This window comes from Terrabacter sp. Soil811, from assembly GCF_001429655.1.
Classification (GTDB): domain Bacteria; phylum Actinomycetota; class Actinomycetes; order Actinomycetales; family Dermatophilaceae; genus Terrabacter.
In genome coordinates this window covers 692626-707254 of sequence record NZ_LMSX01000007.1, presented here as the reverse complement: position 1 = coordinate 707254, position 14629 = coordinate 692626, and the positions used below count along the sequence as shown (strand labels likewise).

Genomic DNA, 14629 nt, shown 5'->3' with positions numbered 1-14629 from the left:
CCAGGAACGCTCACGGGCTCAGCCGAGCTCGCGGCACGCGCGGTAGAGGTCGGTCCACTCGGTGCGGTCCTTGACGACGGTCTCGAGGTACTCCTGCCAGACGATGCGGTCCTGGACCGGGTCCTTGACGACGGCGCCGACGAGGCCGGCCGCGACGTCGTCGGCCCGGACGATGCCGTCGCCGAAGTGGGCGGCGAGCGACAGCCCGTTGGTCATGACCGAGATGGCCTCGGCGGTCGACAACGTCGCCGACGGCGACTTGACGGTGGTCCGCTGGTCGGCGGTGACCCCCGAGCGCAGCTCGCGGAAGATCGTGACGACGCGCTCGATCTCGGTGAGGGACTCGAGCCCGGGCGGCAATTCGAGCGAGCGGCCCAGCGAGTCGACGCGGGTGCGGACGATCTCGACCTCCTGCGCGAGGGTGTCGGGCAGGGGCAGCACGAGGGTGTTGAAGCGGCGCTTGAGGGCCGACGAGAGGTCGTTGACACCCTTGTCGCGGTTGTTGGCGGTGGCGATGACGTTGAAGCCCTGCTGCGCCTGCACCTCGGAGTCGAGCTCGGGGATCGGCAGGTGCTTCTCGGACAGGATCGTGATGAGGGCGTCCTGGACGTCAGCCGGGATGCGCGTCAGCTCCTCGATGCGCACGAGGGTCCCGGTCTCCATGGCCCGCATGACCGGGCTCGGCACGAGCGCGCCGCGCGTCGGCCCCTCGGCGAGCAGGCGCGCGTAGTTCCAGCCGTAGCGCAGCGACTCCTCGGGCGTGCCGGCCGTGCCCTGGACGACGAGCGTCGACGAGCCGCTGACGGCGGCCGCGAGGTGCTCGCTGACCCATGTCTTGGCCGTGCCCGGTACGCCGAGGAGCAGCAGGGCCCGGTCGGTGGCGAGCGAGGCGACGGCGACCTCCATGAGCCGCCGTGACCCGAGGTACTTCGGGGTGATCTCGGTGCCGTCGTCGAGCGTGCCGCCGAGGAGGTAGGTCGTGACGGCCCACGGCGACAGCCTCCATCGCGGAGGGCGGGGGCGGTCGTCGGAGGCAGCGAGGGCGGTCAGCTCGGCGGCATACGCGTCTTCGGCGTGGGCGCGCAGGACCGTGGTGGGAGAGGGTGATTCGCTCATCTGAAGGCCTCGGTGATCGATCGCTTGACGGAGTGGAACTGGAGCAGGTGGCGCAGGTTGGTCGTCAGGGTCTGGTCGGCGCCGCTGGACTCGAGCCAGCGCTCGACGGCGTCGAGCGCGGCGGGGTGCAGCCCGGCGACGAGGTAGGGCATCGTCGCGACGACGATCGCCGAGCCCTGGGGTGCGGCGCGGAGCCGGGACACGAGGGCGACGCTGTAGTCGGCCGACCACGGGGGCTCGACGGCCGCGATGACGGCGGCCGCGTGGTGCGGCTTGGTGCTCGTCGCGTCGACGCGCCTCAGCACGGCTCGCTCACGCAGCTCACGCGGAAGCGCGGGCACGAGCGTCGGGTCCCAGCCGCCGTCGAGGAGCGCCGCCGCCCACTCGGGGTCGCGTCGGACTCGCACGGCACGGCGTATGCCGGCCAGGGCGTCCGTCGCCTGCGCGTCGGTGAGGCGCTTGACCGTCGCCACCGGACCCGCGCCGGTCAGCTCGGCCCAGAGCTCGAGCGGGGCGCCGGCGCAGAGCTGCTCGAGCCACCAGCCGCGGGCGGAGCGGCGCAGCGGGGGCTTGCCGAGGCCGTCGCGCACGGCTGCGTCGTCCGGCTCGTCGGGCAGCCGCACCTCGACGCCGCGACCGAGCAGGCCGGTGCGCTGGACGAGCGGTCGCAGGCGCGCGGCCATGCGAGCGGCGCGTGCCGAGTCCGGGAGGGCGTCGAGCAGCTCGGCCGCCAGCTCACGCACACTGGCGGCCCGGTCGTCGAGAGCGTCCTCGAGGAGCGGCTCGTCGTCGGGGCCGAGGGCGATGCGCAGGGCGTCGAGGTGTGCGCGTCGGTCGCGCGCCGCGTCGGTGGCCCAGGTGGAGCGGACGAGCTCGCGCGCCGCAGCCGGGTCGTGGGCCCGGACACCGGCGAGCACGGTGACCCGGTCGGTCGAGGGCAGGCGGGCCCAGTCGTCGGCCCGCGGCGCGGCGCCGGTCCGGCGCGAGGCGGTGCGGGCCTCGGCGCCCGCGGAGGCGTCGGCGACCCACGACCACTCGTCGCGCAGCCCGGCGAGCCATCGGCCCCGTTCGTCGAGCACCGCGGCCGTCGGGCGCCGCAGCTCGCGCGCCCCGGTGGCGAGCGCGAGCAGCGTCGGCAGCAGGGCGTGCGGCACCCGGCAGCCGGCGTCGTCGGCGGCACCCAGCCAGTGCGCGAGCAGGGCGCTGCGCTGCTGGGCCCCGGCCGGGGGCTGGGTCATGACGAGCTCGAGCAGCTGGACGGCCCGGCGCGGGGCCACGGGACGACGGTCGTCGGGGGCGGCTTCCGGTGGGTCGGCGTGGTCGAGCCGGCGCCCCGCGCGCAGGGCCGCGCCGCCCAGCGCGGCGGCGTCGAGGAGGGCCTCCTCGCGGGAGGACTCGCCGGAACGTCCCAGGACACCGGCCCGCCCGAGGTCGGGCAGCGGGGGCGCCGGCCGGCGCGCCGTGCCCAGCAGCGCGGCGTTACCGACGTCGCGCCACCACGTGTCGACATCGCTCACAGCCCGACCACCTCGCCGTCGAGCACGACGGTGAGCGGCCGCAGGCGGGTCTCCTCGAGCTCGCCGAAGACGCGCGCCGGTCCGCCGCCGGTCAGGGCGAGCAGCGACCACACGTCGGCGTCGTCGGTCAGGGAGACGCTCGCACCGTCCGCGTCGACGACCCGGTCGACTCCGACGCGCACGTCGGACAGGACGACGGGGATGCGGCGCGCCCACGGGTTGCGGCCCCAGGCCTCGGCCGCCGCCGACCGCGCGTCCTCGAGGGACGCGCCGGACGGCATACGCACGTCGCCGTCGGAGACGGTGGGCTCGTCGACGAAGAGGGCCCGCCGCACGGCGGCACCCGGGTAGCGGGCCAGCGTCGCGTCGAGCCCGGATCCGACGACGCGCGCGACCGGCAGCACCTGGCCCCCGGCCGCGAAGTCGAGCACCTGCACCGTCTCGCCGGTGGCGCTCCCGCGCAGCCACGTGCGCTGCTGCTGGAGGCGGCCGTCGTCGCTGCGGTGCGCGCCGAGGACGAGCCAGCGGTCGGTCACGGCGTCGGCCCCGCGCACCGACTCGGTGCTCGTCGACCAGCCGAGGTAGGCGCGCAGGTCGCCGAGCCGGGCCTCGTCGAGGGACTCGCGTCCGGACCAGGCCCGAGTGGCGGTCCACCAGCGACCGAGCGCGACGAGCAGGCGCTCGGCCCAGTCGGGGCGACCGCTCACGGCGCCTCCGACCGAGCGCACGTCGTCGGCGAGTCCGGGCAGCTGGGCGTCGACGAGGCGCGCGGCCGTGCCGTCCCACCACGCGTAGGACTGGTGCCGTGCGGCTGCCGTGCCGCTGCGCGCGAGGTCGGTGAGCCACCGCGCGAAGTCGTCCATGCCGTCGTCCATGAGGGCGAGCCGCTCCTCGAGGCGCTTTGCCGCGGCTGCGGGGTCGGGGGTCCTCGCCGGGCGGGCGGCGTCCCCGGCGACCTTCGCCTCGGCCCGGGCCGAGCGCTCGGCGGCCCACTCCTGGGCGAACCCGGCCACCTCGGTCGCCTCGGCGACGGACCCCGACCCGTCCACCCAGAGGAGCAGGAGCGCGAGCCCGTGCTTGCACGGGAACTTGCGGCTCGGGCACGAGCACCGGAACGCGGGCCCGGTGAGGTCGATGCTCACCTGGTAGGGCGTCTTGCCGGAGCCCTGGCACTTGCCCCAGAGCAACGTCTCGGTGGAGCCGGTGTCGGACCACGGCCCGGGGCGCGCGAGCCTCCGGGCAGCGGCCAGCGACGAGGCGTCGGGAGCCAGACCGGCCACCTGCTGGGAAGTCCATCGCGTCATGACTCGCACATCATGACCGACACCCCCCACACCCGTGGGCGGAGTGACGTATGCCGTGTCGCCGCCTGCGGTCAGGCGTCGCCGGTCGAGCTTCGGCTGCGGTCCGCGTCACCCTCGCGCACGAGCCGCTCCAGGTGGGCCATGACGCTGGCGCGCTCGAACCGCCGGTGGCCGCCGGGCGTCCGGGTCGAGGTCAGCAGGCCGACCCGGGCCCAGCGGGTGATGGTGGCCGGAGAGACCCGGAAGATCCGGGCGACCTCGTGCGGAGCCATGAGCTCCCGGTCATCGCCGTCGTGCCCGCGGCCGGATGAGTGTGCTGTCGCCATGGTGCTGCCCCCGTGTCCCCTGTGCGCTACGTCCCCCGACGCGCGATCGACCACAACATACCCACCTTCGCAGCCGTCCGTCGGCGAACCGAGCGACCCGGGGCGCACCTTCCGGCCGGCCGTTCGCCGGGTGATGATGGCCGGGTGACCGACCTTGCCTCTGCGCACGTCCTCGTCCTCGGCGCCACCGGCGGCCTCGGCAGCGCGATCGCGAGGCGTCTCGTGGCGTCCGGCGCCCGGGTCAGCGTGTCCGGTCGGGACGGAGCCCGTCTGGAGGCGCTCGCCGACGAGCTCGGCACCGCCGTCGTGACAGTCGTCGCCGCCGACCTGACGATGCCCGACGGACCGGCCTCGGTCGTGCGTGCCGCGAGTGCGGACGCAGCCCTCACGGGGGTCGTCAACGCGGCCGGTGTCGTCGCGTTCGGCACGGTCGAGGACCTCGACGACGACACGCTCGACGAGGTGCTCCTGCTCGACCTCGTCGCGCCGATCCGCCTGGCCCGTGCCGCCCTCGCGGTCATCCCGGAGGGTGGCTTCCTCGCGCAGGTGAGCGCCGTCGTCGCTGAGAAGGCGATGCCCGGGATGGCGGCCTACAGTGCCGCGAAGGCGGGCCTCACCGCCTTCGACGCGGCTCTCGCGACCGAGCTGCGGCGGCGACGCATCCGGGTCCTCGACGTCCGTCCGCCGCACACCGAGACGGGTCTGGCGACCCGACCGGTCGCCGGCGAGGCGCCGAGGCTGCCGCAGGGGCTCGACCCCGACGCCGTCGCCGAGCGCGTCGTGCGGGCCCTCGCCGACGAGGAGCGCGACCTCCCGTCGACGGCCTTCACAGCCTGACGCCGGAGGCCCTGAGGAGATGGGCGAGGTCGGGGGCGAGCTGGCGGGCGTACTGCACCGACGTGTGGAGGTAGTCGCCCTTGAGCACCGTCCCGGTCGTCGTCGTGAAGATGGGGCACCGTCCGTCGACGCAGTACCAGTGGGTCGTGTCGACGAAGACGGCGTGCTGCACCTTCTTCTCGACGTCGCGGGTGCGCGCCCACCACGTCGGGATGCCGGTGACGCACCGTCCCGGCGACCCACCCGGCCGGTAGCAGTCGAGGAACGCGACGCCCGGCATCGACGGCGCGACGATGACGACGGTGCCGACGCTCCCGCGCACCGCGTCGACGAACGCCTGGTCGGCGGCCAGCCACTCCTTCGCCGAGGCCGCGCCCTTCGCGTGGGACGTGAGGCGGACGGCCCACGAGTACGTCTCGGTCATGATGAGGACCTTCGGCTTCACCTTCCGCACGTAGTCGAGCACCATCTTCCGGTGGTCGACGCAGGGGAGCGCCCACTCGTCCTTGCCGTAGTTTGCGTCGACGCCGTTGACGGCACAGGCGATCTTCGTCATGCCGCGCACCTTGTAGGTCCTGCCGTAGGCCTTCTCGACCGTCGCGAGGAGCGGGAAGCCGATGGAGTCGCCGTAGACGATGATCTCGGGCCCGGCGCGGTTGCCGAAGGTGCACGACTCGGGGTCCTCGGCGTCGGTCGCCGTGCAGGCGCTCATCGCGGCGCGCTGGTCGGCGGTCGTCTGCCACTGGTCGGGTGAGGGGTTGAGGTCGGTCGGCCACGACCCCGACGCGAGGGCGCCTCGGAGCCCGTCCTGGATGCGGGTTCCGCTGGCGCCCAGTGGGATCGGCGTCCAGCTCGTGGACGTGGGCGTCGGCGTGGGGGTCGGCGTGGGGGGCGGCACGGGGGGCGTGGTCCGGGTCGGTGGGCTGGTCGTCGTCGCCGTGGGCGTCGGCTCGAGGGTCTGCGCCGTGGGCGCGGGCACCTCGCCCTCCGGAGGTGGTGGAACAGCGCCATCGGGGTCGTCGGCCGCGACGACGGTGCCACCCGCGAAGAGGTCGGGTCGGGCCGACGCCGCCCCGCCGACCCCGACGACGAGGAGCACGAGCGCCAGGGCGGCGGCCACCATGCTGCGACGCCGCACCCGTGGCGCGTCGAGAACCGGTCGCTCGACGAGGTGGTGCGAGATGACGGCCAGCGCGAGCGTCGCCGTGAGGACGATCGCCGCGCTCGTCGCGCCCGTGGTCGTGAGCACGACCGGGGCGAGCACGACGAGCGGGAAGTGCCAGAGGTAGAGCCCGTAGGAGATGTTGCCGACGTAGCCGCTCACCGGGTTCGTCAGCAGCACCGCTCCCGGTGCCGGCGCACCGATCCCGGCGACGAGCACGAGCACGGTGCCGACGGCGACCCCGAGCGCCGCCGGCCAGGGGATGCCCGTGCCCGGCGTGACGAGGACGTATGCCGTCACGACCGTCGCGAGGCCCGCCCAGGACAGCGCGGTGCGGGCTGCGGGAGCCAGCCGGACGGCATACCGGGGCACGGTGGCGAGCGCGGCGCCGAGCGCGAGCTCCCACGCGCGGGTCAGCGTCGAGAAGTAGGCGGTCGTCGGGTCGGAGGAGGTCGAGGCGGCTGCCCAGACGAGGGACGCGACGCCGACGGCCGCCGCGAGGCTGCCGATCGCCACCCGGTGTCGGCGCACACCTCCCACGACGGCGACGACGAGCACGACGAGCAGCGGCCACACGAGGTAGAACTGCTCCTCGACCCCCAGCGACCAGTAGTGCAGGAGCGGCGAGGGCGCCGAGCCGGTATCGAAGTACGTGTCGGCGCGGGCGGCGTAGTGCCAGTTCGCGGCGAAGAGCATCGCCCACAGGGCGTCCGTGTGGATCGAGGCGACCTTGGCGCCCGCCCACGCCCACGGCGCGATGGCGACGACGGCGGCGATGACGAGCAGCGCGAGCGGCAGGATCCGTCGGGCCCGACGGATCCAGAAGGCGCGCAACGAGATCCGTCCCCTGCGGTCGCGCTCGCGGACGAGCACCCCCGTGATGACGAAGCCTGACACGACGAAGAAGGCGTCGACCCCGAGGTAGCCGCCGCTCGGCCAGCCGAAGAGGTGGAAGGCGATGACGGCGGTCACGGCCACGGCCCGGAGGCCCTGGATGTCCGCCCTACGCGGTCCCCCCACCGGACCGTCGCTCATGCGGGACAGCATGCACCGCGCGAGCCTCCGGGGAGACCGTAACGCCGGTGCCGATCCGATCGCGGCCGGGCAGCGCGGTCAGGGCGAGCGCCAGGGCGACCGCGGCGAGCACGACCACGGCGCCCACGACGGCGCGCCAGCCGGGTCCCGACCACGCGTAGCCGAGCAGCCAGCCGACGAGGGCGGACCCGCTGTAGTAGGCGACGTTGTAGAGCGCGGTCGCCTGGGCGCGCCCGGTCGTCGCCCGGGCGCCGACCCAGGCGGAGGCCGTCGCGTGGGCGGCGAAGAAGCCGGCCGTGAGGACGAGGAGGCCGACGACGACGACGGGCAGCGCGCCCGACAGCGTGAGCAGGGCGCCGACGGCCATGGTCACGGTGCCCGAGGCGAGCACGCGCCGCCGCCCGAGACGCGGCACCCAGCGGCCGGTGAGGCGCGAGCTGACGGTCCCGGCGGCATACGCGGCGAAGATCAGCGACCCGACCGTCGCGGGCAGCGCGAACTCCGGGCCCTCGAGCCGGAAGGCGAGGTAGTTGTAGACCGCGACGAAGCCGCCCATGAGGAGGGCCCCCTGACCGTAGAGCGCCAGCAGCGCCGGGTCCCGCAGGCTCGTGCGTATGCCGTCCACGACGGTCCGCGCGGTGGCTGCGGTCGTCGGTCGGTAGCCACGCGCCCGCGGCATGAGCCGCAGGAAGACGACCGACGCGACGGCACACACGGCGGCCACCGTGAGCAGGGCCGGGCGCCAGCCGACGACGCCCGCGAGCGGTCCGGCGATGAGCCGCCCGGCTGCACCACCGATCGTCGTGCCGGAGATGTAGGCAGCCGCAGCCGCTGCCGTGTGGCGGGCGTGCACCTCGTCGTGGAGGTAGGTGACGGCGAGCGCGGGCAGCCCACCGAGGGCCATCCCCTCGACGAGGCGCAGGGCGAGCAGGGCCTCGATCCCGAGCGCGAGCGCGACGGCGACGCCGAGCACGGTCGAGGCGACGATGGCCACCTGCATGGCGCGCAGCCGACCGACGCGGTCGGCGATCCACGACCACGGCAGCACCGCGACGGCGACGCCGAGGGTCGCGAGCGAGACCGACAGGGCCGCGTCGGCGGGGCTGACCTCGAGGCCGCGCGCGAGGGTGGGCAGCAGCCCCTGCGGTGAGTAGAGCTGCGCGAACGTCGCGATGCCGGCGGCACCGAGCCCGACGAGGATGCGGCGGTACTCGCGGCTCGCGGGGAGGTGTCCGGCCCAGGTCATGCGCTCGACGCTAGGTCGGTCAGGTCGTGCGCACCAATGCATACCAGAGGCCCGACCCATACGATCAGAGCATGAGACCTGCCGATTTCCGGGCCGTCGTGCGGTTGCTGCCCGTCTTCGTCGTCGTCGCGGAGGTCGGCCAGGTGACGACCGCGGCCGCCGTCCTCGGCATGCCGCAGCCGACCGTCAGTCGGGCCCTGGCCCGCCTCGGGGAGCTGCTCGGCACCCCCGTCGTCGAGCGGGACGGGCGCGGGATCGCCCTGACCGCGGCCGGCCGGGCGCTGCTGCCCTTCGCGCAGGAGGGGGTGGGTGCGCTCGAGCGCGGTGTCGACGTCGTGACCGGGTCGAGCGTCGTCGGGCACGGCACGGTCGGTCTGTCGTTCCAGACCCTGCTCGGGGAGGCGGTCGTGCCGGCCCTGATCCGCCGATTCCGCGACCGCTTCCCGGGCGTGCGGTTCGAGCTGGCCCAGGGCTCACGGCAGAAGGCCCTCGACGACTTCGCGGCCGGCCGCTGCTCCGTCGCGCTCGTCGCGTCGCCACCGTCACTGCCCGGTGCGTCGACCACGGTGCTCTACGACGAGCCCCTCGTCGTCGCCGTGCACCGGTCGCACCCGGCCGCCGGAGCGGGCTCGGTCTCCGTCGAGCGTCTGGCCGCCGACGGGGGCGACGAGCTCATCGTCCTCAAGACCGGCTTCGGCCTGCGTGGCCGCGTCGAGGAGATCTACGCCGACGCCGGGGTGCCGCTGCGCGTGGCCTTCGAGGCCGAGGACGTCCACACCGCAAGGGGACTCGTCGGTGCAGGCCTCGGCGTCGCGATCCTCCCGGACTTCGCCCCGGAGGGCGACGTGGTGCCCGTCCGGCTCGACCACCCGCAGGCGCAACGGACCATCGGCGCGATGGTGCGCAACCCCGCGCACGACCCGACGATCGCCGCCTTCGAGGAGTTCGTGGGCCGGTCGGGGCGGCCGGTGGCGCTCGCCGCGCTCAGCCGGCCATCCTGACCACGACGGTGATCAGCCCGGCGACGAGGAGGGCGGCGGCGGCGATGCCCGCGAAGACGAGCCCGATCCGCTGGTCGCGCCCCGTGCGACCGGGTCCCTCCACGGGCTCCGACCCGACCTGGTCGACGAGGTGCTGCGGGCCGTTCGGTCCTGCGTTCATGGGAGCTCCATCGGTCGGGTCCTGCGGGTCACGGTGCCTGGGCACGGCAAACGAGCCTATCGCCGAACAGGTCACGCGCGCGGTGGGCAGGCCGGCCTGTCGTCAGACAGCCGTGGACTCGTCGATCTGCGTGGCGGACTCGCCGAGGGCCTCGTGGAGGGTGCGGGCGCCGCGGACGGGATCGCCGTCGAGGCGGGTCGCGTGGCACAGCTGGGCGACCTCGTCGGTGGCGCCAGCCGCGGCGAGGTGTACCGGCGTGGACTTGGCGACGCGGCGCAGCGCCGGCGCGTGGGCGGCGAAGGCGGTGGCCCGGCGTGCCGCGACGACGACGACCGCGGGCTGGAGCGTCCGGCAGGTGAGGGCGAGCTCGGCGGCGGGCGTGTCGGCACCGAGGTAGCAGGTGCGCCAGCCGAGGCGCGAGAGCACGATCGAGGTGGCCATGAGCCCGAACTCGTGCTGCTCGCCGGGCATGCAGGCGAGCACGGCGAGGGGGCCCTCGGGTCGTTCGTCGGCCCCCATGAGCACCGAGAGCCGCGAGCGCAGGACGTTGCTCGCGAAGTGCTCCTGGGCCACGCCGATCGACCCGGCCGACCACCGTTCACCGAGCCCGTGGAGGTAGGGGAGCACGACGAGCGAGAGGGCGTCCTCGACGCCGAGCCCGTCGAAGACCTGGGTGAGGATGCGGTGCCCGCCGGTCTCGTCGAACGCCTCGAGCGTCTGCTCGAGGTGGTCCATCCACTCGCGGGGCGTGGTGCGGCGCGGCGTCGGCATGGCGGGATCCTCGCGGGTGGGACGGGGACCCGGGACGTCACCCGGGTCCGAACTGACGCGACGTACCCAGTCGGGCCGTTGTCCCCACCGGCCGTGACCGAATCGTGGCCCGGGGCGCCGGACCACCCCTGCGAGCAGGCTCGACGGGTGGCGCTAGAGGTCGCTCATCATCGAGACGGAGCACGACCCGGCCCGTGTGGGCACGTGGTGCGGCGTCGGCGCCGACGGCAGGCGCACGTCGGCGAGCGAGGTCGTGACGACGGGGGCGACCGGAGCCACCGTCCGGGGTGCGGCGACGGCCGACGATCCGGCCAGGGCCGTGAGGGCGACGAGTGCCGAGCCCGCGACGGCGGTCAGGGCGCTGCGACGGGTCAACCTGCTGCGGCGCGTGTCCATCTGTCCAGTGTGCGCCCGTCCGGCCGCCGGGTCCATGGGGGACCCGACGGCATACGTCCTCGTCATCCGGCCGGGAGGCGGGTGACCCAGAAGGGTGCCGTGTCTGGTGAGGGGATCCCGAAGCGGGCGTTGACGACCCAGAGCGACCCGAGCGCGGCCGTGGCGGTCGACGGCACGTCGAGTCCGGCGTCGGTGAGCGTGGCGACCCACCGGCCGCGCAGCTCGCCGGCGTGAGTCCGGAGCCGCACGACGCTGACGTCCTGGGGGCCGCTCCCGCGCACGTTGTAGAGGGTCCGGCCCACGAGCTCCAGACCGTCGCCGCTCGTGATCGGCGGTCCACCGGTGACGGCGATCCGGCGGGCGACGCCGGATGCCGGGTCGACCTGCCAGAGACCGCCCACGCGGCTGTGGTTGAGGACGATCGGTCCGTGTGGGAGGGTGCGGATCCCGTTGGCGTTGAAGGTGTTCGGGGGACTCGTCGGCCAGTCGCCGATGAGGTTCACGAACTCGGCCGGGGCCCGGGACGGGCGGCCGTGGCGGGTGAGTGGCACGATCGTGAGGCGGTCGACGTTCGAGTCGGTGGCCCACACGGCGCGACGGGTGACGACGAGGTCGTTGAGGAAACCCGCCCCGGGGACCACGGTGTCGCCGACGACGGCTCCCGACCGGGCGTCCACGGCCCAGACGTGTCCGACGGTGCCGAGCGAGCCCACGGCCCAGACGAGCCCGGTGCGGGCGTCGAAGTAGAGGCCGCGCAGCGACCGTCCGGCCTCGGGGGCGAGAAGGGTGCGGACGGCTCCGGTGCGGAGGTCGCCCGTCACGATGCGGCCGTCGGCGACGGAGCCGACGTAGAAGGTCGGCCCCGGCCCGGACGTGATGCCCTCGGGGCGGGTCCCGACCGGGAGGTCGATGCGCGAGGGGAGGTGGCCGCGGCGAAGGCCCTGCTCGGCGGAGGCGACGGGAGCGGTCAGGGCGGTGACGGCGACGGCAGCAGCCGAGCCGAGGACGAGGCGACGCGAGGGAGTGCCATGGTGCACGGCGTTGTGGTTGTCCATCCTCCATGGTGAGCGGACGGCCGACCGGAAATCGAGGGGCGGCCGGTGAACCTTTGACCCGGGTGTGTCGTTGCACCCGGGCCACCGCCCCGGAAACAGACCGTGTGCCGCCTGGCCCGGCCAGGCGGCATACGGTCGTCCGCGTCCGGAGGGACGCGGTCAGCAGCGGAGGTCAGCGGAAGAGGTCGAGCTTCCCGTGCTTCTCGGCCAGCAGGTAGTAGACGGTGACGCGGTTCTTCGTGCGGTCGCCCTTGAGCATCTGCCCGACCTCAGCCAGGGAGGCGTCGAGATCGGCGTCGGAGTCGGTGAGGCCGAGCTTCTTCTTCATGAATCCGTCACGCACGCGGTCGGTCTCGCTCTTGTCGCTGAACGACACCAGTGCCGAGTCGCGCTTCTGCAGCGCGATGCCGCAGTGCCGGACGACGCCCTTGATCGCGGCGTCGTCGGCGTCGGGGGAGTACTTCTTGACGTCTGCTGCCCAGTCTTCTGCCATGTGCCGTGCCCCACTTCGTTGAATGGCGTGAACACCACAGACGCTAGACCTGAAACCCCCGCCGGAGAGGGGTCCTCGCTGGGAAGTTCCGGGGAGAACCGTTCGCTCGTCAGACGGTGAGCATCGCCCAGGTTCGGGCGCCCACGACGCCGTCGGCCACGAGCCCCCGGGACTGCTGGAAGGCCTGCGTCTTCGTCGCGGTCATCGCGCCGAAGACGCCGTCGGCCGTGAGGCTGTAGCCCCGGTGGGTCAGCAGCTTCTGCGCGGCGACGACGGCCTGGCCGCTCGAGCCGCGCTTGACGGAGACGACGAGCGCCGACCAGGTCTTCGGTCCGACGACACCGTCGACCGCGAGGCCCTTGGAGCGCTGGAACGAGATGACGCGGCTCTGGGTCGTCGGTCCGAACGAGCCGTCGACGGTGAGGCTGAACCCGCGCTGGCGCAGCAGGTGCTGGATGGCCGTGACGCGGAAGCCGCTCGCCCCGCGCTTGACCGTGGTCCAGGCGATCGGGGCGGGCGTCGGGGTGCCGCCACCGCCGCCGATCCGCTGGGCGAGGGCCGCGAGGCGAGCATCCCCGGGGCGGACGTTGATCTCGAAGTGCATCTCGTCCTTGCGGCCCGAGTAGTCCCCGCCCCAGCGCACGACTCCGTTGCAGGAGTTCAGGATCGAGCGGATGTGCGAGCGCTGCGTCGCCGTGAAGGTGCCCGACGTGCCGAGCGGGTGGCGCGGGGCGTTGAGGTCGATGGCCGTGCCGCTCGAGTGGTTCGACAGGGTGGTGCTGCCCGAGATCGGACGGTAGCTGTGGCCCCAGCACCAGCCCTTGACGAGCGCCTCGACCTCGCTGTTGAAGCGGCGGGCGACGTAGCCGAGGACGATGTGGACGTCACCACGGCGGACGCCGGCCGGGAAGGTCGCGGCGCCGACGGCCAGGGTGGCGAGCGGGACGGTCGACGTTGAGCCGGCCGGCCAGCCGTTCTGCGACGTGGCGGCCTGGGCGGCGGTGGCCGTGGCGGCGACGAGTCCGCCGCCGATGAGGAGGCCGCCCGCGCCGCGGATCAGTGTGCGGCGCCCGACGGCGGGACTGGTGGTTTCGTGGAGCTCACACATGACTACCCCTGAGCGTGTGTCGGTGGCTGGACGCGGGCGCGTCCGCAGCGCCGACGCTAGGGGCGAGCGGCGTTGCGGTACATGGGGAGAACTCCCCGACCAGAGGCCACGAGGGCGTCGCCCAGGGCGGTGCGCCAGTAGAGCACCTCGCGTCCCGACCGTCGGCGCAGCACGGTGCCCGAGGCGAGCAGCACCTTGAGGTGGTCGCCGGCCGAGCCCAGCGGCATACCCGTGCGGGCGACGAGTGCGCTCGTGCTCGACGGTCCGTCGAGGGCGCGCAGCAGCCGTGCCCGAGCGCTGCCGACGAGGCGCTCGAGCCCGTCGTGTGCCTGGCCGTCGACCTCGGCGAGGGCTCCGGTCACGGGGTAGTAGATGGCGTAGCGACGGGGGAGGTCCCAGCCGACCCACGTGGCGGTCCCGTGGGCGGGCACGAAGTAGAGGTCGGCGTCGTCGTCGAGGACGCGCGAGGGCAGGTCGTAGCGGTTGATCCGGAGCTGGCCGTCGCCGAGCCACTCGCGGTCGCGGCCGAGGTCGCGCAGCACGGCGGCCCAGCCGTGGGTCGCGAGGCGCGCCGTCCGCGACACGATGTCGGCACGCAGGATGCGCTCGCGGCGGCCCCAGTCGCTGGCGAGGGCGTGCGTCCACACCCACTCGAGCAGCTGGGCCGCCTGCTCGGCCGTGCCCGGTCGGCTGAGGATGCGCGGCAGCGACGCCTCGGGGGTGCTCTCGCGCAGGTAGGCGCGAATTCGCTTGTCCCCCAAGGCTCGCACGTCATCGACCTCGTCGGCGAAGCTGCGACCCGGACCGTCTGGCGGGAGTGCGAGCCAGTCGGAGATCCATCCCGTGCGCCAGCTGTGGTCGAGGACGGCACGCCGCACGGGGTGCTCGGCGAGCATCGCCTCGAACGACTCGCGGTGCGCGGCGGCGAAGGCCCGCCCCGCGGCGTCGCTGGGCCGCACGAGGTCGTTGAGGGCGGCCACCGTCTCGATGCGCGGTGACACCACGAAGCGGCTCCGCGCCAGCAGGTCGGCCGAGATCCGCCACGTCCCCATGTTTCGCCTCCGTCCGAAAGATTAGCGGCCCGGGTCGCGACTCGTCAGGG

At 74.2% G+C, this 14629-nt stretch carries 15 protein-coding genes; 2 read left to right on the top strand and 13 right to left on the bottom strand.

The window, feature by feature from the left end:
* Window positions 1-18: 18 nt before the first annotated feature.
* The 4 genes from ASH01_RS10155 to ASH01_RS10140 all read right to left on the bottom strand — a co-directional run bounded on the left by ASH01_RS10155 (window position 19) and on the right by ASH01_RS10140 (window position 4263).
* Entirely contained in the window at window positions 19-1116 is a 1098-nt protein-coding gene (locus tag ASH01_RS10155; protein ID WP_056774982.1) for an ATP-binding protein, read from the bottom strand.
* On the bottom strand, window positions 1113-2633 hold the full coding sequence (locus ASH01_RS10150) for a DUF5691 domain-containing protein (protein ID WP_056774979.1): 1521 nt from the start codon (window positions 2631-2633) through the stop codon (window positions 1113-1115). Before ASH01_RS10150 ends, ASH01_RS10155 begins: the two co-directional genes overlap by 4 nt.
* Entirely contained in the window at window positions 2630-3937 is a 1308-nt protein-coding gene (locus ASH01_RS10145; protein WP_056774977.1) for an SWIM zinc finger family protein, read from the bottom strand. The genes ASH01_RS10150 and ASH01_RS10145 overlap by 4 nt, the downstream gene beginning before the upstream one ends.
* Before the next feature lie 71 nt (window positions 3938-4008).
* Window positions 4009-4263, bottom strand: coding sequence for a MerR family DNA-binding transcriptional regulator (locus tag ASH01_RS10140; RefSeq protein ID WP_056774975.1), 255 nt, complete (start codon window positions 4261-4263; stop codon window positions 4009-4011).
* Window positions 4264-4407: 144 nt separating this feature from the next.
* On the opposite strand from ASH01_RS10140, the gene ASH01_RS10135 reads away from it, so the two are divergent.
* On the top strand, window positions 4408-5100 hold the full coding sequence (locus ASH01_RS10135) for an SDR family NAD(P)-dependent oxidoreductase (RefSeq protein ID WP_056774973.1): 693 nt from the start codon (window positions 4408-4410) through the stop codon (window positions 5098-5100).
* Here the strand turns inward: ASH01_RS10135 and ASH01_RS22965 are convergent.
* Together ASH01_RS22965 and ASH01_RS10125 are read right to left on the bottom strand one after the other, a co-directional pair.
* Window positions 5090-7297, bottom strand: coding sequence for an acyltransferase family protein (locus ASH01_RS22965; RefSeq protein WP_056774971.1), 2208 nt, complete (start codon window positions 7295-7297; stop codon window positions 5090-5092). The two genes, ASH01_RS10135 and ASH01_RS22965, sit on opposite strands and share 11 nt — an antisense overlap.
* Window positions 7266-8543, bottom strand: coding sequence for an MFS transporter (locus ASH01_RS10125; RefSeq protein ID WP_056774968.1), 1278 nt, complete (start codon window positions 8541-8543; stop codon window positions 7266-7268). The genes ASH01_RS22965 and ASH01_RS10125 overlap by 32 nt, the downstream gene beginning before the upstream one ends.
* A gap of 71 nt (window positions 8544-8614) precedes the next feature.
* Between ASH01_RS10125 and ASH01_RS10120 the strand changes: the two genes are divergently transcribed.
* The gene (locus tag ASH01_RS10120; protein WP_082619644.1) at window positions 8615-9544 is read left to right on the top strand and encodes a LysR family transcriptional regulator; all 930 of its coding nucleotides are present in this window, start codon (window positions 8615-8617) and stop codon (window positions 9542-9544) included.
* Here ASH01_RS10120 and ASH01_RS22960 read toward each other — a convergent pair.
* From ASH01_RS22960 to ASH01_RS10090, 7 genes are all read right to left on the bottom strand, one after another.
* On the bottom strand, window positions 9528-9704 hold the full coding sequence (locus tag ASH01_RS22960) for a hypothetical protein (RefSeq protein WP_156415520.1): 177 nt from the start codon (window positions 9702-9704) through the stop codon (window positions 9528-9530). The two genes, ASH01_RS10120 and ASH01_RS22960, sit on opposite strands and share 17 nt — an antisense overlap.
* Before the next feature lie 102 nt (window positions 9705-9806).
* Window positions 9807-10475: a cobalamin B12-binding domain-containing protein gene (locus ASH01_RS10115; RefSeq protein WP_056774961.1), complete on the bottom strand. Its 669-nt coding sequence runs from the start codon at window positions 10473-10475 to the stop codon at window positions 9807-9809.
* Between the two features lie 153 nt (window positions 10476-10628).
* Window positions 10629-10871 (bottom strand): hypothetical protein, encoded by a 243-nt coding sequence (locus ASH01_RS10110; protein ID WP_056774958.1) that lies wholly within the window; start codon window positions 10869-10871, stop codon window positions 10629-10631.
* 62 nt (window positions 10872-10933) lie between these two features.
* Window positions 10934-11926 (bottom strand): hypothetical protein, encoded by a 993-nt coding sequence (locus ASH01_RS10105; protein ID WP_056774955.1) that lies wholly within the window; start codon window positions 11924-11926, stop codon window positions 10934-10936.
* A gap of 172 nt (window positions 11927-12098) precedes the next feature.
* The gene (locus ASH01_RS10100; protein WP_056774953.1) at window positions 12099-12419 is read right to left on the bottom strand and encodes a DUF2853 family protein; all 321 of its coding nucleotides are present in this window, start codon (window positions 12417-12419) and stop codon (window positions 12099-12101) included.
* Window positions 12420-12528: 109 nt separating this feature from the next.
* Window positions 12529-13527: a peptidoglycan-binding protein gene (locus ASH01_RS10095; RefSeq protein WP_056774950.1), complete on the bottom strand. Its 999-nt coding sequence runs from the start codon at window positions 13525-13527 to the stop codon at window positions 12529-12531.
* A gap of 56 nt (window positions 13528-13583) precedes the next feature.
* A complete protein-coding gene (locus tag ASH01_RS10090) occupies window positions 13584-14579 on the bottom strand; it encodes an ArsR/SmtB family transcription factor (protein WP_056774948.1) in 996 nt (331 codons plus the stop codon).
* Between the last annotated feature and the right edge of the window lie 50 nt (window positions 14580-14629).